The organism is Thalassovita gelatinovora, assembly GCF_001458355.1.
GTDB lineage: Bacteria > Pseudomonadota > Alphaproteobacteria > Rhodobacterales > Rhodobacteraceae > Thalassobius > Thalassobius gelatinovorus.
Genome location: NZ_CYSA01000026.1, coordinates 356826 through 375900, shown reverse-complemented (window position 1 = coordinate 375900; position 19075 = coordinate 356826). Strand labels below are relative to the sequence as shown.

At 58.1% G+C, this 19075-nt stretch carries 24 protein-coding genes; 10 read left to right on the top strand and 14 right to left on the bottom strand.

Annotated elements, in window-relative coordinates; genetic code table 11:
• Positions 1–74: 74 nt before the first annotated feature.
• Positions 75–1292 (top strand): DegT/DnrJ/EryC1/StrS family aminotransferase, encoded by a 1218-nt coding sequence (locus TG4357_RS15715; RefSeq protein WP_058263840.1) that lies wholly within the window; start codon positions 75–77, stop codon positions 1290–1292.
• A 95-nt stretch (positions 1293–1387) separates the two neighbouring features.
• On the opposite strand, the gene TG4357_RS15710 is transcribed toward TG4357_RS15715, so the two are convergent.
• The 4 genes from TG4357_RS15710 to TG4357_RS15695 all read right to left on the bottom strand — a co-directional run bounded on the left by TG4357_RS15710 (position 1388) and on the right by TG4357_RS15695 (position 5433).
• Complete coding sequence (locus TG4357_RS15710) at positions 1388–2353, bottom strand: LysR family transcriptional regulator (protein ID WP_058263839.1); 966 nt, start codon at positions 2351–2353, stop codon at positions 1388–1390.
• Positions 2354–2357: 4 nt separating this feature from the next.
• Complete coding sequence (gene phaR, locus TG4357_RS15705) at positions 2358–2927, bottom strand: polyhydroxyalkanoate synthesis repressor PhaR (protein ID WP_058263838.1); 570 nt, start codon at positions 2925–2927, stop codon at positions 2358–2360.
• 136 nt (positions 2928–3063) lie between these two features.
• Positions 3064–3507, bottom strand: coding sequence for a phasin family protein (locus tag TG4357_RS15700; protein ID WP_058263837.1), 444 nt, complete (start codon positions 3505–3507; stop codon positions 3064–3066).
• A 132-nt stretch (positions 3508–3639) separates the two neighbouring features.
• Complete coding sequence (locus TG4357_RS15695) at positions 3640–5433, bottom strand: PHA/PHB synthase family protein (protein WP_058263836.1); 1794 nt, start codon at positions 5431–5433, stop codon at positions 3640–3642.
• 127 nt (positions 5434–5560) lie between these two features.
• Here TG4357_RS15695 and phaZ point away from each other — a divergent pair, with 127 nt between their 5' ends.
• Positions 5561–6835: a polyhydroxyalkanoate depolymerase gene (gene phaZ / locus TG4357_RS15690; protein WP_058263835.1), complete on the top strand. Its 1275-nt coding sequence runs from the start codon at positions 5561–5563 to the stop codon at positions 6833–6835.
• An 85-nt stretch (positions 6836–6920) separates the two neighbouring features.
• Here phaZ and TG4357_RS15685 read toward each other — a convergent pair whose 3' ends face one another.
• From TG4357_RS15685 to TG4357_RS15665, 5 genes are all read right to left on the bottom strand, one after another.
• A complete protein-coding gene (locus TG4357_RS15685; RefSeq protein WP_058263834.1) occupies positions 6921–7166 on the bottom strand; it encodes a hypothetical protein in 246 nt (81 codons plus the stop codon).
• Positions 7163–7876, bottom strand: coding sequence for an alpha/beta fold hydrolase (locus tag TG4357_RS15680; RefSeq protein ID WP_058263833.1), 714 nt, complete (start codon positions 7874–7876; stop codon positions 7163–7165). Before TG4357_RS15680 ends, TG4357_RS15685 begins: the two co-directional genes overlap by 4 nt.
• Positions 7877–7934: 58 nt before the next feature.
• A complete protein-coding gene (locus tag TG4357_RS15675) occupies positions 7935–8369 on the bottom strand; it encodes a VOC family protein (protein WP_058263832.1) in 435 nt (144 codons plus the stop codon).
• Positions 8370–8420: 51 nt separating this feature from the next.
• On the bottom strand, positions 8421–9176 hold the full coding sequence (locus TG4357_RS15670; RefSeq protein WP_058263831.1) for an alpha/beta fold hydrolase: 756 nt from the start codon (positions 9174–9176) through the stop codon (positions 8421–8423).
• Positions 9177–9347: 171 nt separating this feature from the next.
• Complete coding sequence (locus TG4357_RS15665) at positions 9348–9806, bottom strand: Lrp/AsnC family transcriptional regulator (RefSeq protein WP_058263830.1); 459 nt, start codon at positions 9804–9806, stop codon at positions 9348–9350.
• Positions 9807–9963: 157 nt separating this feature from the next.
• Between TG4357_RS15665 and TG4357_RS15660 the strand changes: the two genes are divergently transcribed.
• Positions 9964–10845 carry a branched-chain amino acid aminotransferase gene (locus tag TG4357_RS15660; protein WP_058263829.1) on the top strand — a complete coding sequence of 294 codons (882 nt, stop codon included), beginning with the start codon at positions 9964–9966 and terminating at the stop codon, positions 10843–10845.
• Between the two features lie 65 nt (positions 10846–10910).
• Here the strand turns inward: TG4357_RS15660 and TG4357_RS15655 are convergent, their stop codons facing one another.
• Entirely contained in the window at positions 10911–11540 is a 630-nt protein-coding gene (locus TG4357_RS15655) for an NAD(P)-dependent oxidoreductase (protein WP_058263828.1), read from the bottom strand.
• Positions 11541–11626: 86 nt separating this feature from the next.
• Here TG4357_RS15655 and TG4357_RS15650 point away from each other — a divergent pair, with 86 nt between their 5' ends.
• The 6 genes from TG4357_RS15650 (at position 11627) to TG4357_RS15625 (ending at position 17055) form a co-directional block, all read left to right on the top strand.
• Positions 11627–12214 carry a TetR/AcrR family transcriptional regulator gene (locus TG4357_RS15650; RefSeq protein ID WP_058263827.1) on the top strand — a complete coding sequence of 196 codons (588 nt, stop codon included), beginning with the start codon at positions 11627–11629 and terminating at the stop codon, positions 12212–12214.
• Between the two features lie 145 nt (positions 12215–12359).
• Positions 12360–14306 carry a threonine--tRNA ligase gene (gene thrS, locus TG4357_RS15645; protein WP_058263826.1) on the top strand — a complete coding sequence of 649 codons (1947 nt, stop codon included), beginning with the start codon at positions 12360–12362 and terminating at the stop codon, positions 14304–14306.
• A 211-nt stretch (positions 14307–14517) separates the two neighbouring features.
• Positions 14518–14829, top strand: coding sequence for a BufA1 family periplasmic bufferin-type metallophore (locus TG4357_RS15640; protein ID WP_058263825.1), 312 nt, complete (start codon positions 14518–14520; stop codon positions 14827–14829).
• A 59-nt stretch (positions 14830–14888) separates the two neighbouring features.
• Positions 14889–15740: an MNIO family bufferin maturase gene (bufB, locus tag TG4357_RS15635; RefSeq protein WP_058263824.1), complete on the top strand. Its 852-nt coding sequence runs from the start codon at positions 14889–14891 to the stop codon at positions 15738–15740.
• Positions 15737–16480: an HvfC/BufC N-terminal domain-containing protein gene (locus TG4357_RS15630; protein WP_058263823.1), complete on the top strand. Its 744-nt coding sequence runs from the start codon at positions 15737–15739 to the stop codon at positions 16478–16480. Before bufB ends, TG4357_RS15630 begins: the two co-directional genes overlap by 4 nt.
• Positions 16477–17055: a DoxX family protein gene (locus TG4357_RS15625; RefSeq protein ID WP_058263822.1), complete on the top strand. Its 579-nt coding sequence runs from the start codon at positions 16477–16479 to the stop codon at positions 17053–17055. The genes TG4357_RS15630 and TG4357_RS15625 overlap by 4 nt, the downstream gene beginning before the upstream one ends.
• Here the strand turns inward: TG4357_RS15625 and TG4357_RS15620 are convergent.
• Positions 17012–17380, bottom strand: coding sequence for a hypothetical protein (locus tag TG4357_RS15620; protein ID WP_058263821.1), 369 nt, complete (start codon positions 17378–17380; stop codon positions 17012–17014). The genes TG4357_RS15625 and TG4357_RS15620 overlap by 44 nt on opposite strands.
• 45 nt (positions 17381–17425) lie before the next feature.
• Positions 17426–17746 (bottom strand): arsenate reductase family protein, encoded by a 321-nt coding sequence (locus TG4357_RS15615; protein ID WP_058263820.1) that lies wholly within the window; start codon positions 17744–17746, stop codon positions 17426–17428.
• A 219-nt stretch (positions 17747–17965) separates the two neighbouring features.
• On the opposite strand from TG4357_RS15615, the gene TG4357_RS15610 reads away from it, so the two are divergent.
• On the top strand, positions 17966–18172 hold the full coding sequence (locus TG4357_RS15610) for a cold-shock protein (protein ID WP_058263819.1): 207 nt from the start codon (positions 17966–17968) through the stop codon (positions 18170–18172).
• Between the two features lie 47 nt (positions 18173–18219).
• Here the strand turns inward: TG4357_RS15610 and TG4357_RS15605 are convergent, their stop codons facing one another.
• Positions 18220–18495 (bottom strand): hypothetical protein, encoded by a 276-nt coding sequence (locus TG4357_RS15605; protein WP_058263818.1) that lies wholly within the window; start codon positions 18493–18495, stop codon positions 18220–18222.
• A 158-nt stretch (positions 18496–18653) separates the two neighbouring features.
• Positions 18654–18965 (bottom strand): HPF/RaiA family ribosome-associated protein, encoded by a 312-nt coding sequence (locus tag TG4357_RS15600; protein ID WP_058263817.1) that lies wholly within the window; start codon positions 18963–18965, stop codon positions 18654–18656.
• Positions 18966–19075 lie beyond the last annotated feature (110 nt).

Sequence of the window (19075 nt, the reverse complement as noted above, 5' to 3'; positions counted from 1 at the left end):
TCGCAAATTCATTTTCTTTTGCTGTCCGCTTGTTTAATAATTCCCGAAAGTGAATTTCAGGAAAGCCGAAGAGAATGAATTTGCCGCCAAACGTTTATGATGCAGAACCGATCCCGGCCTCGGCCCGCGCCGAAATCGAACGCCTGCTGCAATCGGGCGATCTGTTCCGCTATACCGCGCCGGAAAACGCACCGGTGTCCCTGCTGGAACGCGATTTCGCCGATGCCTTGGGGTGCAAATACGCGCTGGCGGTGTCGTCCTGTTCTGCGGCTTTGTTCTTGTCGCTGAAATCGCTTGGCCTGCCGCGCGGTGCGCGGGTTCTGATCCCGGCCTTTACCTTTGCCGCGGTACCGTCATCGATCGTGCATGCCGATTGCGTACCGGTTTTGGCCGAGGTGGGGGAAAATTACCGGCTCAACATCGCTGATTTCGAAGCCAAGCTGGACGATACGATCAGCGCCGTGATGATCAGCCATATGCGCGGTCATACCTCGGATATGGATGCGATCGTGACGCTTTGCGAAGACCGAGGTGTACCGCTGATCGAAGATGCCGCGCATTCGCTGGGCACCAAATGGCATGGACGCAATATCGGCACCATCGGCAAGATCGGCTGCTTTTCCTTCCAAAGCTACAAATTGCTGAATGCGGGCGAAGGCGGCATTCTGATCACCGACGATGCCGATGTTCTGGCCCAGGCGACGATCATGTCGGGGGCCTATGAACATAATTGGAAAAAGCATCTGGCGCGCAGCGACGAAGATGCCGCCGAACTGCAGGCAGCCTTTGGCCGCTGGCAGAACAAGTTGCCGCTTTACAATCTGAGACTGGGCAACCTGTCTGCCGCCATCGTGCGATCACAGCTTGCCGAAGTGCCGCGCCGGGTGACCGATGGTCGTCGCAACCACGATTATGTTGCTGAAAAGCTGAACCTGTCGCCCTGGATTGATGTGCCCGAAAAGCTGGGCCCGGAAGAACGTGCGCCGGATTCGATCCAGTTCAATCTGGTCGGTATGGAAGAAAACGAGGTGAGGGCGTTTCAGGACGCTTCGGCCGCGCGCGGCGTGAAAGTGCAGGTTTTCGGGCTGAGCACCGATAATGCACGCGCATTCTGGAATTGGGAATTCCTTGGCAAAGCGCCGTCACTGCCACAGACCAAGGCAATGCTGATGAAAGCCTGCGATGCACGGCTGCCGGCGCGGCTGACGCTGCCGGAACTGGACGTGATCGCCGAGGCGCTGATCAAGGCGGCGCAGGACGTAATGGGCAATCGCCGCGCGTTCGGCAACTGACCCGGCGGGACTCTTTCTGGCAAGATGAAAGCGGAAAATTCTGTTATTCATCTTGCTGAAAATACTCAAATCCCTCTGCGCCACGGGCACCGGGGCTAGAGAATTTCCAGAACCCCGGCCATGAACGGATAGGCGGCGACCGCCGGATCGATCACATGGCGGGTTAGAACCGGTTTCAGTTCTTTGGCGACGCGTTTGGGCATGTCCTGCAATATCCCTTTGCGTGCAACCAGCGAAATTCGCCGCGACAGCGGTTCGAACGGCAACTCGAACACGTCGAGCTGATCGGCGAAGCGCCGTGCCCGCATCAACGCCAGCGGTGTCAGGATGGTCCAGCCCGCCCCCTGCCCGACCAGCGCCAGAATGGCGTGGTAGCTGTCCAGTTCGAAGCGATGCGCCAAGGTCAGGTTCTGCCGCGCCAGATGCGACGACAACAACCGGCCCATATGGTGACGGGTGGTGTAATGCACCAGCGGCAGCGCCTGCAACTGCGGCAAGAGCGGCTGTGCCGGGTCGACCGCGCCTTTCTGTGCGGCAACCACAAACCCTTCGGACAACAGCGGATGGACTTCCATCCATTCGGCTTCACCGCCCATATCGGCGGCGACAATCACGTCAAGCGCACGCGCGTCAAGCTGATCATAGAGCGAATGGCTGGCCCCGGTTTCCAGCAGGAACTGACAGCCCTTCATATCCCCGGCCAGCCGGGTCAGCAGACGCGGTGTAATTTCGGTTTCGAAATCTTCGATCATGCCAAGCCGGAACCGGGTCAGCGCCGACATATCGGCCATTGCCAATTCCGCCCGCGCCAAGGCCGCTTCGTTCAGGATGTTGCCAGCCCTGCGGCGGAATATTTCACCCGCCGGGGTCAGGGCAACGGGACGGGTGTTGCGATTGAGCAAGGTGGCGCCGATCGCCGCTTCGAGATTGGTCAGTTGCTGGCTGACCGCCGAAGCGCTGGCCCCCAAGCGGCGCGCGGCCGCAGAAATGCTGCCTTCTTCCGCCGTGGCAACGAACACTTCGACGCCCCAAAGCGTGATCCGACCGGGGCTGTCCACCATCGGGTTACTTGCTCATTTTGGTCAGCTTGTCCTGCAGTTCGCTCAACTGCTTCTTGATGACGTCGAGATCTTCGTCTTCTTCCGTCGCTGCCGCGGGCGCCTTAGTGTCTCCGCGCTCGGCGCCGGTCCAAGCCCCGGCAAGCCCGCCGGTCATTGCCTTGAGGAAGGCTTCTTGCTGTGCCTGCAATGCCTCGAAACCAGGCATGGTGGGGATCGGGTTGGCCTTGGCCATGTTTTCCACCATCTTGGACTGACCATCGCGCAGCATGTCAAAAGACATTTGCAGGAATTGCGGCACCATCGACCCGGTTTGATTGGTATAGGTGCGCACCAGATCGGACAGCACGTTGACAGGCAGAACATTTTCGCCACGGCTTTCGTGTTCCGCGATGATCTGCAGCAGATATTGTCGGGTCAGGTCGTCACCCGATTTCAGATCGATAATCTGAACCTCGCGGCCATCGCGAATAAACCCGGCGATATCTTCCAGCGTGACATAGTCGCTGGTTTCAGTGTTGTACAAACGACGGCTTGCATAACGCTTTATCAACAACGGTTTTTTGTCGTCAGCCACGGGTGGTCCTCCCAAAATGCAGCATTACCGAAAAAGCTTATGCTAGCGCAGAAAAAAAAGAAAGGGCGGGCTTTTGCAAGCCCGCCCAACGCTACACATCTAATTGGGAGGAGATGATGTGGCGAATTCGTGTCGATTACTTCGCTGCAGCTTTCTTGGCGGCAGTGGTGGCGTCTTTGGCAGCTTTCTGAACAGCCGAAGATGCTTCTTCGGTCATGTCTTTGCCAGCCGCCATCAGCAGTTCAACGGTTTCGGTTTGCAGCTTTTTGGCGATCTCGGCGAAGGCGGCCATATTTTCGGCAGCGGTTTCGGCCGAGGCAGAAGCGAAATCGCTCAGCGCTTTGGCGTAATCGGCAGGTTCTTCTTTGACCTTGGTGAAATCGCCCAGTTTGGCCAGGGTGTCTTTGGCCCATTTGCCAGACAGTTCCGACGATTTTTCAGCAGCCGACAGAGCAGCAGTGCTCAGCTTTTCGTTCAGCGCCGCTTGGGTTTTAAAAGCGTCTTCAACCGATTTGGTGTCGACGGGGAATGCGCCCATCATGTCTTTCATGACGGCGGTGAAATCTTGTGCATTTGCCATTGGTCTAAATTCCTTTTTGTGCATCCGGGCCCACCCCGGCGTTTCTGCATCTGCAAACAATATGCATGCTGCAGTGCAGAAAATCAAGTGATTTGCTGCACTGCAGAAAGAATTTTAGGTTGTACTGAAATTTCAGTGACTTGCCTTAACGGCAACATAGGTTCCCGGGGCCGGGGCAAGCGACGGATAAGCCGAATCACCCGGTTCCCGCGCAGGCACCATCTTGCCCGACCGCTTGCTTAGCCAAGTTTCCCAGCGCGGCCACCAGCTACCGTCATGCCGGGTGGCCCCGGCCATCCAGCCTTCGGCATCCAGACTGAGGTCTTCATTGGTGTAATGGCCGTATTTGTTCTTTGACGGCGGATTCACGATCCCCGCGACATGGCCCGATTCCGAAACAATGAAAGTCCGGTGCTTCGAGCCGGTCTGCTGAAATCCGCGATAACAATCTTTCCAGCGCGCAATATGGTCGTTCTGACAGGTGATCGACATGATCGGCACGTCAACATCGCGCACATGCAGCGTTTCCCCCAAGGCGGCGAACCCGTCGGTGACGAATTCATTACGTTGGCACAATCCACGCAGATATTGCACGGCCATCTTGCCCGGCAGGTTGGACGCATCGCCATTCCAATACAGCAGGTCGAAGGCGGGTGGCGCTTCGCCCAGCATGTAACTGCGGATCGCCGGGCTGTAGATCAGATCGTTGGAGCGCAGGAAACTCATCGTTCGCCCCATGATGAAACCGCGCAGAATGCCCTGGCGTTCCACTTCAACCTCGATTCCATCGATGAAATCATCTTGCAGGAAGGGGGTAAATTCGCCCTGATCGCTGAAATCGGCCAACGCGGTGAAGAAGGTGGCAGACTTGATCGATTTATCACCACGCTTCTTCAGCAGCGATAGCACCATATGCAAGGTGGTGCCGGCAATACAGTAGCCAACCGCGTTGACCTTGTTTTCGCCGGTAATTTCCTTGGCGACGCGGATCGCTTCGAGAAAGCCTTCTTCTATATAGTGTTCCATCCCGACATCGCGGTAGCTGGTATCGGGATTGACCCAACTGACCACGAACAAGGTATAGCCCTGTTCGGTGATCCATTTGATCAAGCTGTTTTGCGCCTTCAGGTCAAGGATATAGAATTTGTTGATCCACGGCGGGAAGATCACGATCGGCGTTGCATGAACCTTTTCGGTGGCCGGGGCGTATTGAATCAGTTCCATCATCCGGTTGCGGAAAACCACCTGTCCCGGTGAGGTAGCGATGTTACGCCCCAGTTCGAAGGCCGTGTCATCGGCCAGCCGAACCAGCATTTCGCCTTTGTTCGCCTCCAGGTCAGCAACCAAGTTTTCCAGCCCTTGCACCAGGCTTTCACCTTCGGTTTCGACCGCCCGTTCCAACGCATCCGGGTTGGTGCCCAGGAAATTGGTCGGTGCCATCATGTCGGTGATCTGCTGGGCGAAATAATTCAGCCGCTTGCGTTCAGTTTCGTCGAGATCCGGCAAATCGCTGACCGCGTTGCGCACCGCTTCGGCGTTGCGCAGGTATTGTTGTTTGACGAAATTGAAATAGGGATGAGTTTTCCACAGGGGATTGGAAAAACGCCGGTCGTCGCCGGTTTCATCCGGCGGGGCTTGCAAGGTACCCTTGGCCAGCGCCTGCTGTGCCTCAATATAGTGTTTGACGGACTTGCCCCAATATTCCAACTGATTCTCGAATAGCTTGGCTGGGTTCTGTATCATTTCGGTCCAATAGGACGTGGCCGCGTTCAAAAACACATCCTGATCGGGCGCGTTCAGCGTTGGATTTGCCGGGTTCCTTTGGGACACTGCGTTGATAAAGCGCTTAGAAAGCTCTTCGACCTTTGCTAGATTGGCATTGAGCTTATCCAGATTTTCTCCGGCGGCGTCCTCTTTAGTTGTCATATTAATAAATCCCCCCTATCATTGCTGCTGTGCAGCAATTTGTATTCGGTACCTCGTTGTCGCCAAAGCTGCGGGACTTCACGGCAACACTGACCGGACATAACGCCGGAGCAAAAAGGAAACACGCATGCGCTACATGGCGACGTACGATTTTATGGAAACATTCCGTAATACGAACCAATGGTTGGGTGCCTCCGCCCTATCGCTTGCATCTTATCCGGTTTTTTCGATGGTGCCAAACCCTGCATTGCAGTGGATGGCCGCTTGGGGTGAAGTGACCGAACGGACATTCCAGCGCATGGTGGTGAAACCAAGCTGGGGCATCCGGTCGATCACCTGTGCCGACGGCCGGGACCATTTGGTCGAAAAAGAAGTGGTGGTCGAAGGCGATTTCGGCGACCTGCTGCATTTCAAGGTTCTGGGTCGAGACCCGAAGCCGCGCAAGGTTCTGCTGGTGGCCCCGATGTCCGGTCATTACGCGACTCTCCTGCGCTCCACTGCGGTCAGCCTGCTGCCGGATTGCGAACTTTACGTGACCGATTGGCATAATGCCCGTGACATTCCGGTGTCCGCTGGCAAATTCGACGTCGAAGATTACGCGCTCTATCTGGTCGATTTCATGAAACATATGGGCCCCGACACCCACGTGATCGCCGTATGCCAACCCGCACCGCTGGCGCTGGCAGCAACCGCATATCTGGCGAACGAAGAACCCGCCGCACAGCCGCGGTCCATGACCCTGATCGGTGGCCCGATCGACCCCGACGCAACCCCCACCGATGTGACCGATTTCGGAAATCGCGTCACCATGGGCCAACTGGAAGAAGTGATGATCCAGCGGGTCGGTTTCAAACACAAAGGCGTTGGCCGCCTGGTTTATCCCGGCCTGTTGCAACTGGCGTCGTTCATGTCGATGAATTCCGATCGCCACAGTCAGGCCTTTACCGATCAAATCCAGCGCACGATGAAGGGTGAAGCCGACGATCACGATGCCCATAACCGGTTTTACGATGAGTATTTGGCAGTGATGGACATGACCGCCGAATTCTACTTGTCGACGGTGGAACGGATTTTCAAGAACGGTGAAATCGCCAAGAACGAATTCACCATCAACGGCAAACATGTCGATATCGGCAAGATCACCACCGTCGCGGTGAAGACGGTCGAAGGTGCGAATGACGACATCTCCGCCCCCGGCCAGTGTATTGCTGCGCTGGACCTGTGCACCGGCCTGCCCGATGCCAAGAAAGCCAGCCATGTCGAACCCGGCGCGGGTCACTACGGCATCTTTGCTGGCAAAAGCTGGCGCAACAATATCCGGCCTTTGGTCCTGGATTTCATCGACGCCAATAGCGGCGCAGCCGAAACGAAACCTGCGAACAAAAACGCAGCTGCCCGCTGAACCAATAGGTCAGTCGGCAATTGAACGGCGGGAGGCCCACCCTCCCGCCGTTTTTTATTGCCCTTGGTGCAGGACAACGCCCGGATCATTTCTTGTTCTTTCCTCGCACCCTACGGCGCAGGGCCCGCCAGCCCGGCATGACATCCATTGCCGCGATGGCAACGCCAAGCGGAAACATCCAGAACCCGATGACCGGCAGGAAGCCGAACACCCCGGCCACCATCAACACCAGCCCGACCAGCAGCCGCAGCCCCGGCGGGATATGGCGGCGGGTCCAGTTTCGCACCTGCGCCAGACGGCGTTTGAGTTTCAGAGATTTGTCGCTGCTCATGCCCGCAGAACAACCGGCTGCGCCATCCAGGCACGCAGCGCGGCGGTGACCGCCCGAGGCTGTTCCAAGGTTGGCAGATGCCCGGCCCCGGTGATGATGTTCAGTTCCGCATATGGGATCAGGTCGGCCATGAAACGATGCCGTTTGACCGGGGTCAGCCCGTCTTCTTCGCCGCACAGAACCATGGCCGGGCATTTGCATTTGCGCAAGGTCGGCTGCTGGTCGCGGCGGCGTTGCAATGCCCGGATTTGCTGCACGAACAGATCGGGGCCAAAATCGCCGGCCATTTCGAAAAACGCGTTCAACACCGCAATCCGCCCCGGCCCGGCGGCCAGAAAATCGGGTTTCATGAAATCGCGCAGCGCTTGCGGCAACTGTCCCGACCGTGCCTTGGTGATGAACGGTTCATACGCGGTCGACGATTGCGGTGTTTCGGCCAGTGCATTGGTATCCATCAAGGCGATCCGGGTGATCCGGTCGGGCGCACGGCGCAGGATTTCCATTGCCACGATACCGCCCATGGACAGCCCAGCCAAAGCGAATTTCGCTGGCAAGGCATCAAGCAAACCCGAGGCGATTTCCTCGATCGTTTCGCCTTGGGTGATCGGGGCCACGGAAACCACCATTTCGCGGCTGAGTTCGGCCAGTTGTGGCGCGAAAAGCCGCGCATCGCACATCATCCCGGGAAGGAATACCAAAGGCTCTGACATTTGCCTGCTCCGATCCATGTCTTTTGATTAGAATCCGGTGCGCAGACGCGTCTGTCAATCACTTCCCGTCATAGCCCTGCCAACGGAATGCGCCATCGTCGCGCAATGGCGCAAATGGATTATGGGCGATTTCCCAGATATGGCCGTCGGGGTCAGCGAAATAGGCGATATAGCCACCCCAAAACACCTCGTGCGGATCTTTGAGGATGCGTGCCCCGGCGGCGCGGGCGGCCGCGACGACCGCGTCGACCCCGGCCCTGTCGCGCTGGTTGCAGGCCAGCGTCATCGCTCCGGTGCCCAGATCTTCGGGAGCAAGCCCCATATCGCGTGCCAGATCGGCCTTAGGGTAAAGCCCCAGCGATTGCCCCAGCAAATCATAGACGATGATGCCTTCGGGCGTGTCCTGCCGGTGCCAGCCCAACGCATCGTAGAATGAGGCGGACCGGTCCGGGTCTTCGACCGCAAGGGTGATCAGAGAAATGCGTTGATCCATGGCAGGGCTCCTGTTCAGGCTGAAACATGCACGCTCACACTCAAAAATTTATCAGGCCTTGGCCCGCGCCAGAACCTTTTCCACCGACTTTTCGATCAAGGTCAGGCAATCGGGATCTGAAAACCTGTGATCGGCCCCCTTGACCAGGGTCAGGCGAATATCATCGCCCTCGGCATGATCAAGCAACCGCACCGCCGTTTCGGTCGGCACTGCCGTATCTTCGGTGCCCTGCAGGAACCGCACCGGGAAATCCATCCGCAACGGGGTGCGCAGCACCAAGCGACCGCGGCCTTCTTCGATCAACCGCTTCGAGATGATGTAGTCATCGTCATAATCGGATGGCATTCGGACAAAGCCCTGTGCCTGCAATTCAGCTTTCTGGGCTTCGGTGAAACTGGCCCAATAGCCGTCTTCGGTGAAATCGGGGGCGGCGGCGATGGTGACCATACCGACGATCCGGTCGGGGATCGCGCGGGCCAGCAGCAGCGCCTGCCAGCCGCCCATCGAACTGCCCACCACCACGATGGGGCCTTCGGTCAACTGATCGACCACCGCGAGGGTGTCTTCGTGCCAGTCACCGATACAGCCTTCGGCAAATTCGCCTGAACTGTGGCCATGACCGGAATAATCGAAGCGGATATAAGCCTGACCACGCGCCTTGGCCCAGGCTTCCAGATGCACCGCCTTGGTGCCTTCCATGTCGGATTTCAGCCCCGAACAGAAAATCACGACAGGCCCCTGCCCGTCGGTTTTTTCATAGGCAATCCGGCGGCCCTGCGCCGTGGTGATATAGCTTGCGTCGCTCATCTGGTCCCTCCTGATTTGCCGCGACTGTGCCGCAATGGCTCCGCAGGGGAAAGCCCCCACGCGCAGACCGTCGCGGTTTGCATGGCAGCGAATGGTAAGGAAATCCTGGCCGGTCTTTAAGGCGACGTCACCGCGAATTTCCCATAGATCCACCCACCGAAAGCGATCTGTTCATGGTACCACCGATATTTCATCCTTGTAGCAGCGCAGAGAAAAGCTGGACCGGGACTGACGGATACCTTTGATTTTGTAGAGCCGTTCGCGCAGGAACCGTTCATAACCGCGGGTGCCGCTGACCGCGAGCTTGGCGAAGATGTCGAAATCGCCGGTGGTCATCCGCACTTCCAACACTTCGGGCAACCGCGCCAGCGTTTCACAGACCGCTTCAACTTCGATCCCCTCATTGCGTTCCATCGCCAATTCCAACAGCACCGTTTCGGGCACGCCAAGGGCATCGTGATCGATGCGGGCACCATACCCCTTGATCACACCGGAATTTTCCAGCCGCCGCAGTCGCTGCCAGCACTGGCTGGCCGACAGCCCCACCTTGTCGGCAAGTTCTGCATTGGTCTGACGCCCGTCGCGGGCCAGTTCGCGCAAAATACGCAGATCGGAATCGGACAGGGCCATCACATCACCACAAAACTTTCATTCGATATATCAAAGATAGGCAAAATTTCATTTTGATAAAAGAGCATAAACTTGCCAGTAACACAGCAAATTTTCCCGCATTTCTATGAAACTTATTTCAGGAACAAACCCACCACAGCATCGACGGGAGGACCACATGGCGATTGGCAAGGGTAAGATCACAACCTGGTTTGAAGGCAAATGGCAGGACGGCAACACGCCGATAATCGGGGCCGCCGATCACGTTGCCTGGCTCGGAAGTCAGGTTTTCGACGGGGCGCGCAGTTTCGAAGGCGTGATGCCCGATCTCGATTTGCATTGCGCCCGGCTGCTCCGATCGGCGCAGGCACTTGGCATGATCCCCACCATCAGCGGTGAAGAAATCGCCGCGCTGGTCCGCGAAAGGGTCAAGAAATTCCCCAAGGGGTCGGAACTTTATATCCGACCGATGATGTGGTCGCGCGATAGTGGCCCCGGCCTGATCGAACTTGACCCCGACAGTACCGCCTTTGCGATCTGCATCGAGGAAATGGCGATGCCTTCCATCGAAGGTTTTTCGTTGACCGTCGCGCCCTATCGCCGTCCGCGGCAGGACATGGCACTGACAGAAGCCAAGGCGGGATCGCTGTATGCAAATAACGGCCGCATCATGGTCTATGCCCGCCAGCACGGGTTTTCCAACGCGCTGTCGCTGGATATCGACGGCAATGTGGCCGAAACCGCATCGACCAACGTGTTTCTGGTCCGCGATGGGGTTGTGTTCACCCCTGCCCCGACCGGTTGTTTCCTGAACGGTCTGACCCGCCAGCGGGTAATCGGGTTGTTGCGCGAAGACGGGATCGAGGTGATCGAAACCGCGCTGACGGTCGAAGATTTCCGCGCCGCCGACGAAATTTTCGCCACCGGCAATATCGCCAAGGTGATGCCGGTATCGCGGCTGGACGAACGTGAATTGGGCATCGGTCCGATATCGCTGCGGGCGCGGGCGCTGTATTGGGATTTCGCCCATAGCCCGGTGCAAAGCTACAGCGCCGCCTGAACTGCCAAACACCCCGGACAGGTTTCACGGTCACGGGCAGGTGTTGCGCCTGCCCGTGACTCTATTCAGGTCGAAATGCCGACTGCCCGCTGGCAGTACTGCCTGTCGGACAGTTGGCGGCTGAGGAATGCCGCGACCTCCTTGCGTGAAATTTTCAGCGACAGACGCCGCTCGGTCGGTGGGAAACCTTCTTTGAAAACGCCCGAAGCCGGACCATCGATAAAGGCGCTGGGGCGCACGATGGTCCAGTCCAGCCCGCTGGCCCGCACAAGCGTTTCTTGCAATTCGTGATCCTGAAAAACCGGTTTTAACAGCATTCCGAACATGATCCGTTTCCAGAAGAAATTCAGATTGCCCCAGCTTTCATGTGCCCCCAGTGTCGATTGACAGATCAGACGCCGCACCCCGTGTTCATGCATGGCATGGATCACGTTCATCGTGCCGCGCGATCGGATCACGCTTTTGCGCGACGTCCCAGCCCCCAGCGTCACCACCACCGCATCATGGCCCTGAACCGCCTTCGACACCGCCGGTGGGTCCAGCGCGTCGCCCGCCCGCAACGTCAGTGCATCCGCCCGGATGCCCATTTTTTCCGGCCAGCGGGCGAAGGCCGTTACCTCGTGCCCGTCCGCCAGCATCTGTTTGACCGCCAAGCGTCCGACGGTGCCGGTCGCCCCGAAGATAATCACTTTCATCTGTCTTTCCTTTCGGGTGGTTTGAAAACGAAAAACTTGACGCCGTGTCAAGTTGACTTTGCGCCAGGTAGAGTTTAGTTGACACCATGTCAAGAAAAAATACACAAACCCGCACCCGCATCCTGACTGCCGCCTGGCATCTTCTTGAAACCGACGGCACCGTTCGGATGTCCGACATCGCCAAACAGGCCGGGATCAGCCGTCAGGCGCTGTATCTGCATTTCCCGTCAAGGGCGGAGCTGCTGATTGCCACCACCCGGTATCTGGATGAAGTCAAGCACGTCGATGAACGGCTGACCGCCAACCGCGCGGCGAGGTCTGGCCGGGAAAAGCTGTCCTTGTTCGTTGAAGTCTGGGGCAATTACATCCCCGAAATTCACGGTGTGGCACGGGCGCTGATGGCAATGCAGGACAGCGACGAAGAAGCGCGCAATGCCTGGGCCGACCGGATGCACGCGGTGCGCGAAGGCTGCGAAGCAGCGGTCGACAGGATCGAAGCCGACGGGTTGCTGGCACCGGGTCTGGACCGCAAAACCGCCTCTGACCTGATCTGGACCCTGCTGTCGGTGCGCAACTGGGAACAGTTGCGGCTGGGCTGCGGCTGGTCGCAAGAGGCTTATATCGCACAGATGAAACGGCTGGCGGAACTGACGGTGATCGCGCCCGATCGCTGAGTCCTTCGCGCAACGCATTCCATCCATTCGGCGGTGATCTTCTGGCTTGCTTGACTTGCCGGTGCCGTCCAAGCAATAAGGGCGCGAACATACATACCCGCAACCGGGCGTTCCGTGGGCGCCAAACTGACGAGGAGGCCAAGCAATGGCTGAAGTCACTCTTACTTTCCCCGATGGCAATGCACGCAAATTCGAGGCCGGGATCACCGCCGCCGAAATCGCTGCCGACATTTCCAAATCCCTGTCGAAAAAAGCGATCAGCGCGTCCGTGAACGGGCAGCATTGGGATTTGCAATGGCCGATCAAAGAAGACGCCAGCATTGCAATCAACACGATGCAGGATGATGCCCCGGCGCTGGAACTGATCCGGCACGATCTGGCCCACGTCATGGCCCGCGCGGTGCAGGATATCTGGCCCGATGTCAAAGTCACCATCGGCCCGGTCCGCGATTACGGCTGGTTTTACGATTTCGACCGCGAAGAACCGTTTACCCCCGAAGATCTGGGCCGGATCGAAGCGCGGATGAAAGACATTATCAACGCCCGCGACGACGTGAAGACTGAAGTCTGGGACCGGGCCCGCGCGATTGAGCATTATCGCGGCAGCCACGAACCTTATAAGATCGAACTGATCGACCGCATTCCTGAAGGTGAAGACCTGCGGATGTATTGGCATGGCGAATGGATGGACCTGTGCCGCGGCCCGCATTTGCAAAGCACCGGGCAATTGCCTGCCGATGGGTTCAAGCTGACCCATGTGGCCGGGGCCTATTGGCTGGGCGACAATACCCGGCCGATGCTGCAGCGGATTTACGGCGTTGCTTTCAAGGACCGCAAGGCGCTGAAAGCGCATATGACCATGCTGGAGGAAGCCGCCAAGCGCGACCACCGCAAGCTGGGCCGCGAAATGAACCTGTTCCACATGCAGGAAGAAGCCCCCGGTCAGATCTTCTGGCACCCGAACGGATGGCTCATCTATACCACGTTGCAAGATTACATGCGCCGCCAGCAGCAAAAGGGCGGCTATGTCGAGGTCAACACGCCGCAGGTGGTCGACCGCAAACTGTGGGAAGCCAGCGGCCATTGGGAAAAATACCAGGAAAACATGTTCATCGTCGAAGTGGACGAAGAACATGCCCGCGAAAAGGCGATCAACGCGCTGAAGCCGATGAACTGCCCGTGTCACGTGCAGATCTTCAATCAGGGTTTGAAATCCTACCGCGATCTGCCGCTGCGGATGGCCGAATTCGGGTCGTGCAACCGCTATGAACCATCGGGCGCATTGCATGGCATCATGCGGGTGCGCGGGTTCACTCAGGACGATGCGCATATTTTCTGCGAAGAAGGCCAGATCGCGGCAGAGACCGAAAAATTCATCGGCTTTCTGAGCGAGATTTACAGCGATCTTGGATTTCCCAGCTACAAGATCAAGTTTTCCGACCGCCCCGACACGCGGGCCGGGTCCGATGCGGTTTGGGATCGCGCCGAACAGGCGCTGTTGTCTGCCACCCGCAAAGTGACCAACGATATCGAATTGAACCCCGGCGAAGGCGCGTTTTACGGTCCCAAGCTTGAATTCGTGCTGACCGACGCGATCGGTCGTGATTGGCAATGCGGCACCTTGCAGGTGGATTTCGTGCTGCCGGAACGGTTGGATGCCAATTACATCGGGTCGGACGGGGAAAAACACCGTCCGGTGATGCTGCACCGTGCGACGCTGGGCAGTTTCGAGCGCTTCATTGGTATCCTGATCGAAGAACATGCTGGCAAATTGCCGTTCTGGCTTGCGCCGCGTCAGGTGGTGGTCGCTTCGATCGTGTCGGATGCCGACGCGTATTGCCGCGAAGTCGTGGCCGCCCTGCAAGCCGAAGGTATCCGCGCTGAAGCCGATTTGCGCAACGAAAAGATCAACTACAAGGTCCGCGAACACAGCTTGGGCAAGGTGCCGGTCATCTTGGCCTGCGGCCTGAAGGAAGTCGAAGAAGGCACCGTGTCAGTGCGCCGTCTGGGCGAAAAGCAAACCTCTGTTACATCGCTGGACGAGATCGTGAGTTCCTTGAAGATCGAAGCGACGCCGCCCGATCTTCTGTAACAAAATCGAAAATAATTCACGGCCCGCGACGGAAATCCCGCCGCGGGCCGTAATATTTTTGGGTTAAATCGCCCCAATTGGGTATCTGCCAATCACGCCGTGACACGCGCGCGTGATACACAGGCACGTGAGTGGCCTGTGACACCTTCTATTCCCTACCTTTTAGTCATCGCTTCGAAGCGATCTGAATTAAAACCGAAAGGGAAGAGAAATGTCCAACACCATAAAAACCCTCGCCGTTGTAGGTGCCGTCGCTGCCGCACTGTCCGCCCATACCACTACCGCCTCTGCCGAAGGTGCCAAGGAAAAATGCTTTGGTGTGTCGATGGCAGGGCAAAATGATTGCGCCGCCGGCCCCGGAACCACCTGTGCCGGCACCTCGAAGGTCGATTATCAAGGCAATGCCTGGTCTCTGGTCGATGCTGGCACCTGCATGGATATCGAACTGCCCGCCATGGCCGATGGCGGCATGCGTCACGGTTCGCTGGAAGCGCTGGACCGTGACCTGCCGATGGACGGCTAAGACCATTTGGGGCGGGGATGATCCCCGCCCCTTTTGCAATACCGGGAGGATCGGCCACCATGTTCGACCATGCCAAAACAACCCTGCCCGCCGCGCCGGGCGTCGGATACAAGCCACAGCACTATAGCGATATTCTCACCGATCCGGGATCGGTCAGTTGGTTGGAAATCCACGCCGAAAATTACATGGGCGACGGTGGTCGCCCGATTGCGCAGTTGCGTCATCTGGCCGACCGTTTCCCGATTTCGGTGCATGGTGTCGGATTGTCAATCGGCGGCGAAACGGCGCTGGACACCGACCATCTGACCCGGTTGAAGCATCTGTGCGACTGGCTGAATCCGGCCAGTTTTTCCGAACATCTGGCCTGGTCGACCCATGACAGCGCGTTTCTGAACGATCTGTTGCCGCTGCCCTATACGCAGACGACGTTGCAGCGTGTCTGCGACCATATCGACCAAGTGCAGGATGTGATCGGGCGGCGCATGCTGCTGGAAAACCCGTCTTCTTATCTGGCCTTTGCGGCGTCGAGCTATGACGAACCGGCGTTTTTGGCCGAAGTGGCGAAACGGACCGATTGCGGGCTGCTGCTGGACGTCAACAACATCTTCGTTTCGGCCACAAACCTGAATTATGATCCCTGCGCTTATGTCGATGCTTTCGCGCTTGATCAGGTTGGGGAAATCCATCTGGGCGGCCATGACGAGGATCAGGACGACCACGGGGCGCCGTTGCTGATCGACAGTCACGGGCGCGAAGTGGCCGATCCGGTCTGGACCCTGCTGGATCATGTGCTGGACCGCGCCGGGCCGCGTCCGACCCTGATCGAATGGGACACCGATGTGCCCGACTGGGCCACGCTGGCCGCCGAAGCGTCCCGCGCCGCTGCTGCGCTGACCCGGGTGCCAGCATGACCCAGACAGAATTTCGCACCGCCCTGCTGGACCCGTCACAGCCCGTTCCAAACGGGTTAACCGACAGTGCGGGCCGTCCGGCAGGCAAACGGTTTTCCGTTTATCGCAACAATGTCGCGGTATCGCTGAAAGAGGCGCTGGAAACCGGATTTCCGGCCACCGCCCGGCTGTTGGGTACGCGTAATTTTGAAACGGTGGCGCAGGGATATCTGCGTGCCCAGCCGCCAAAATCGCCGGTGATGATGCTCTACGGGGACAGCTTTGCCGATTATATCGCCGCCATTTCATCATTGGAATCATTGGGATATTTACCCGATGTGGCGCGGTTGGAATATGCAATGCGGCAATCCTATCACGCCGCCGACGTGACCACGATTGACCCGGCGCAATTGGCAGAGACTGCGCCCGATGCGCTGAACCGTGCCCGGTTGATGTTTGCGCCTGCGGTGCGCTTGATCCGATCCGATTGGCCGATCTGGTCGATCCGCGAAAAGGCGTTGAACGCAGATGCCCTGGCCCCACCCGGCACCGCACAGCCGGTGCTGGTCACAAGGCCGCATTACGATCCCGAATTGCACCCACTGACCCAAGCGGACGCAAGGTTAATCGCTTCTTTGCTTTCTGGAGCGATGCTTGCCGAAGCGATGACCCGCGCGCCCGACGCCGATCTGGGACAGGTGATAGGACTGCTTTTGGCGCAATCCGCGCTGACTGATATCGACGTGGAGGACGCGACATGACCGCCCTGATCCAGATTTATCATTCTTTCGCAGGTCGGTTGAACCGGGCCGAATGGGTCCTGCCTACGCTGGCGCGGTTCCTGTTCGCCGCTGTTTTGACGGGCTATTTCTGGGCCTCGGCGGCGACCAAGCTGGGTGATGGGATATTCGGTTTTCTCAGCCCTTCGACCGGAGCCTATGCGCAGATTTTCCCCAAGGCTTTCGAAGCGGTCGGCTATGACAGCGGCCAGCTGAGCCTGCTTCATTGGGCGGTGGTGGTGGCCGGAACCTGGGCCGAATTCCTGCTGCCCGTGCTGATCGTTTTGGGGCTGTTCACCCGTCTGGCGTCGCTGGGCATGATCGGATTCATCGCGGTCCAATCGCTGACCGATTTGTTCGGCCATGGCGGCATCAAGCATATTGAAACGCTTGGGGCCTGGTTCGACCGGATGCCCGACGGGGTGATCCTGGATCAGCGTGGTTTCTGGATACTGGCGCTGGTGGTGCTGGTGGTGAAGGGGGCCGGACCGCTGTCGCTGGACCGGCTATTGCTTAGAAATGCGGCTTTGGTTCATCCGGTTTCCCAGCCGCGATAGCCAGCAAACCACCAACCCCGACAAAGCCGATCGGGAACATGGTGAAAGCGTTGAAGCCAAAGGCATACATCATCCCCGCCGCCGATAGCAGCATCAGGACACCGCCCCACAACGCCCGCGCCCGCGCCATCGCGCCGCCAGCAATCGCCAGCAAAGGGGCGGCGAAGCTGGAAACCCGGATCAGTTGAACATTCGACACCTGTTCGAACATCCCTTCGACTTCGCCGTAACGGTCGATCACTTCGGTATAGCCGAAGCTGAAAAAGCCGACGATCATCCCGATGATCCCGCCGATCACCCCCAGCATCAAAGCCGCGTTGCGCATTTTCGACCCTCCATTGGTCCGTTACGGCAGATAAGCATGTTCGGCCTATTTGCCAAGCAATGCCGCCTGTACGTCCTTGCCCCAGCCCAGATGCAGCGCGCCCTGATCATCCACGATCAGCGGCCGTTTCATCAGGGCCGGGTGGTCGGCCAGAAGATCCAGCGCCGGGCGTGACCGTTCCGCGTCGTCCAGACCGCGCCAAGTGGTCGACCGGGTGTTCAGCAGCGCGGCACCGAAACGCGCATGGGCCGCTTGGCGTAGCGCCGGTTCCAATGGCGTGGCCCGGATATCGACCAGTTCGGCCGCTGGCAGCGCCTTGGCCGCCTTGCGGCAGGTATCGCAATTTTTCAGCCCGTAAATTTTCATATCTCACCTTCAAACCGTCGTTTTTGCATCAATAGCGTGCATATCTGCGGCAATCACCCCTGTTTTGCTTGATTTTTACATTCCCGCTGCAATGCTCGAATCGTGACATTGGCGAAAGCAGGGTTCGTTTAAGTTGTTTTATTTTCAACAGCATTGTCAGGCCGGTGGAACATGGGCCCCGCATTCACAGGGGGAAGACGACAAGAAGGAGACACGGAAATGCCGACGGGCACCGTGAAATGGTTCAATACCACCAAAGGTTATGGTTTCATCGCCCCCGATGACGGTGGCAAGGATGTATTTGTTCACATCTCGGCAGTCGAACGGTCAGGATTGACCGGGCTGGCCGATGATCAGAAGGTCGAATACGACCTGGCTGATGGCCGAGATGGCCGTCAGATGGCAGGCGACCTCAAACTGCTTTGAGACAGAACTGACCGGGTGACGGCCCCCGTCACCCGAATACAGCGGGCTTACTGCATGTAGCAGCCCTTTTGCCCTTCTGGGCAGATCGCGCGAGATGCGCGATAAGTGCTTCTGCGCGTTGAATTTTCCCGCATCATCGATTGATAGCTGACCGGTTGGTTCGGGGTGCCGCAGCAGATCACGCCATTGATCTGAATCGGCTGCAATCCCTGCGGGCAGTAGTTGGCAGGGGAGTCATAAGCATAAATCCTAGGTTCGGCCTGCGCGGCGGCGGGCAGGAGCGCGGCGAGGCTGAGCAGGGCAAGTTTGTGAAATGTGGTCATGGGACCCCCTTCGGAACAATGGAAAGGCGTTAAATAGCAGTGCGGACAGGGTAAATGACCGGTTGCACATGTCAAAGGCGAATATTGGGAAATGCAGCGTTTCCTAAATGGAAACAATACCGGCCCGCTCGAAAACGGGCCGATTTTTATAACTAGAATCAGTGACTTGCCAGCTTGCCGAATTCGGCATCAAGGCGCTGCTTGAGCTTCTTCGCGGCCTGCCGCAGCGCCACCTTGATGTCGGTCGCATCGTGATGGGCGGCATAGGGGCGCAGACCCTCGGGGCGGGCTTCGACCGTGGCGCGGATATCTTCACCGCCCTTGGGACCGCGAATATCCTTGATATGGACCTCGACCCGGGTCAGACGGCTAGATATGGGGGCCAAAGCGTCGGTGACGATCTGTTCGCAGACTTCGGCCACCCGGTCGTCGCCCTGAATATTATGGTCGGTATTGATCTGGATTTGCATCCGGTGCCTCCTTCTTGGTTTTCTTCAGGCTACGCTTAATCAGCTAGGTCCGGATTGATCTGGCGCAATGTTTTTTGATGCGATTTGTACAATTTGCAGCGCCAAACGCT

Coding starts and splice junctions, on each gene's coding strand:
- TG4357_RS15710 (WP_058263839.1), bottom strand. CDS start 2,353: ATGGTGGACAGCCCCGGTCGGATCACGCTTTGGGGCGTCGAAGTGTTC.
- TG4357_RS15680 (WP_058263833.1), bottom strand. CDS start 7,876: ATGTCAGAGCCTTTGGTATTCCTTCCCGGGATGATGTGCGATGCGCGG.
- TG4357_RS15625 (WP_058263822.1), top strand. CDS start 16,477: ATGACCGCCCTGATCCAGATTTATCATTCTTTCGCAGGTCGGTTGAAC.
- TG4357_RS15665 (WP_058263830.1), bottom strand. CDS start 9,806: ATGGCCCTGTCCGATTCCGATCTGCGTATTTTGCGCGAACTGGCCCGC.
- bufB (WP_058263824.1), top strand. CDS start 14,889: ATGTTCGACCATGCCAAAACAACCCTGCCCGCCGCGCCGGGCGTCGGA.
- TG4357_RS15660 (WP_058263829.1), top strand. CDS start 9,964: ATGGCGATTGGCAAGGGTAAGATCACAACCTGGTTTGAAGGCAAATGG.
- thrS (WP_058263826.1), top strand. CDS start 12,360: ATGGCTGAAGTCACTCTTACTTTCCCCGATGGCAATGCACGCAAATTC.
- TG4357_RS15715 (WP_058263840.1), top strand. CDS start 75: ATGAATTTGCCGCCAAACGTTTATGATGCAGAACCGATCCCGGCCTCG.
- TG4357_RS15630 (WP_058263823.1), top strand. CDS start 15,737: ATGACCCAGACAGAATTTCGCACCGCCCTGCTGGACCCGTCACAGCCC.
- TG4357_RS15605 (WP_058263818.1), bottom strand. CDS start 18,495: ATGACCACATTTCACAAACTTGCCCTGCTCAGCCTCGCCGCGCTCCTG.
- TG4357_RS15610 (WP_058263819.1), top strand. CDS start 17,966: ATGCCGACGGGCACCGTGAAATGGTTCAATACCACCAAAGGTTATGGT.
- TG4357_RS15685 (WP_058263834.1), bottom strand. CDS start 7,166: ATGAGCAGCGACAAATCTCTGAAACTCAAACGCCGTCTGGCGCAGGTG.
- TG4357_RS15600 (WP_058263817.1), bottom strand. CDS start 18,965: ATGCAAATCCAGATCAATACCGACCATAATATTCAGGGCGACGACCGG.
- TG4357_RS15700 (WP_058263837.1), bottom strand. CDS start 3,507: ATGGCAAATGCACAAGATTTCACCGCCGTCATGAAAGACATGATGGGC.
- TG4357_RS15695 (WP_058263836.1), bottom strand. CDS start 5,433: ATGACAACTAAAGAGGACGCCGCCGGAGAAAATCTGGATAAGCTCAAT.
- TG4357_RS15675 (WP_058263832.1), bottom strand. CDS start 8,369: ATGGATCAACGCATTTCTCTGATCACCCTTGCGGTCGAAGACCCGGAC.
- TG4357_RS15640 (WP_058263825.1), top strand. CDS start 14,518: ATGTCCAACACCATAAAAACCCTCGCCGTTGTAGGTGCCGTCGCTGCC.
- TG4357_RS15615 (WP_058263820.1), bottom strand. CDS start 17,746: ATGAAAATTTACGGGCTGAAAAATTGCGATACCTGCCGCAAGGCGGCC.
- TG4357_RS15620 (WP_058263821.1), bottom strand. CDS start 17,380: ATGCGCAACGCGGCTTTGATGCTGGGGGTGATCGGCGGGATCATCGGG.
- TG4357_RS15650 (WP_058263827.1), top strand. CDS start 11,627: ATGTCAAGAAAAAATACACAAACCCGCACCCGCATCCTGACTGCCGCC.
- TG4357_RS15670 (WP_058263831.1), bottom strand. CDS start 9,176: ATGAGCGACGCAAGCTATATCACCACGGCGCAGGGCCGCCGGATTGCC.
- TG4357_RS15655 (WP_058263828.1), bottom strand. CDS start 11,540: ATGAAAGTGATTATCTTCGGGGCGACCGGCACCGTCGGACGCTTGGCG.
- phaZ (WP_058263835.1), top strand. CDS start 5,561: ATGCGCTACATGGCGACGTACGATTTTATGGAAACATTCCGTAATACG.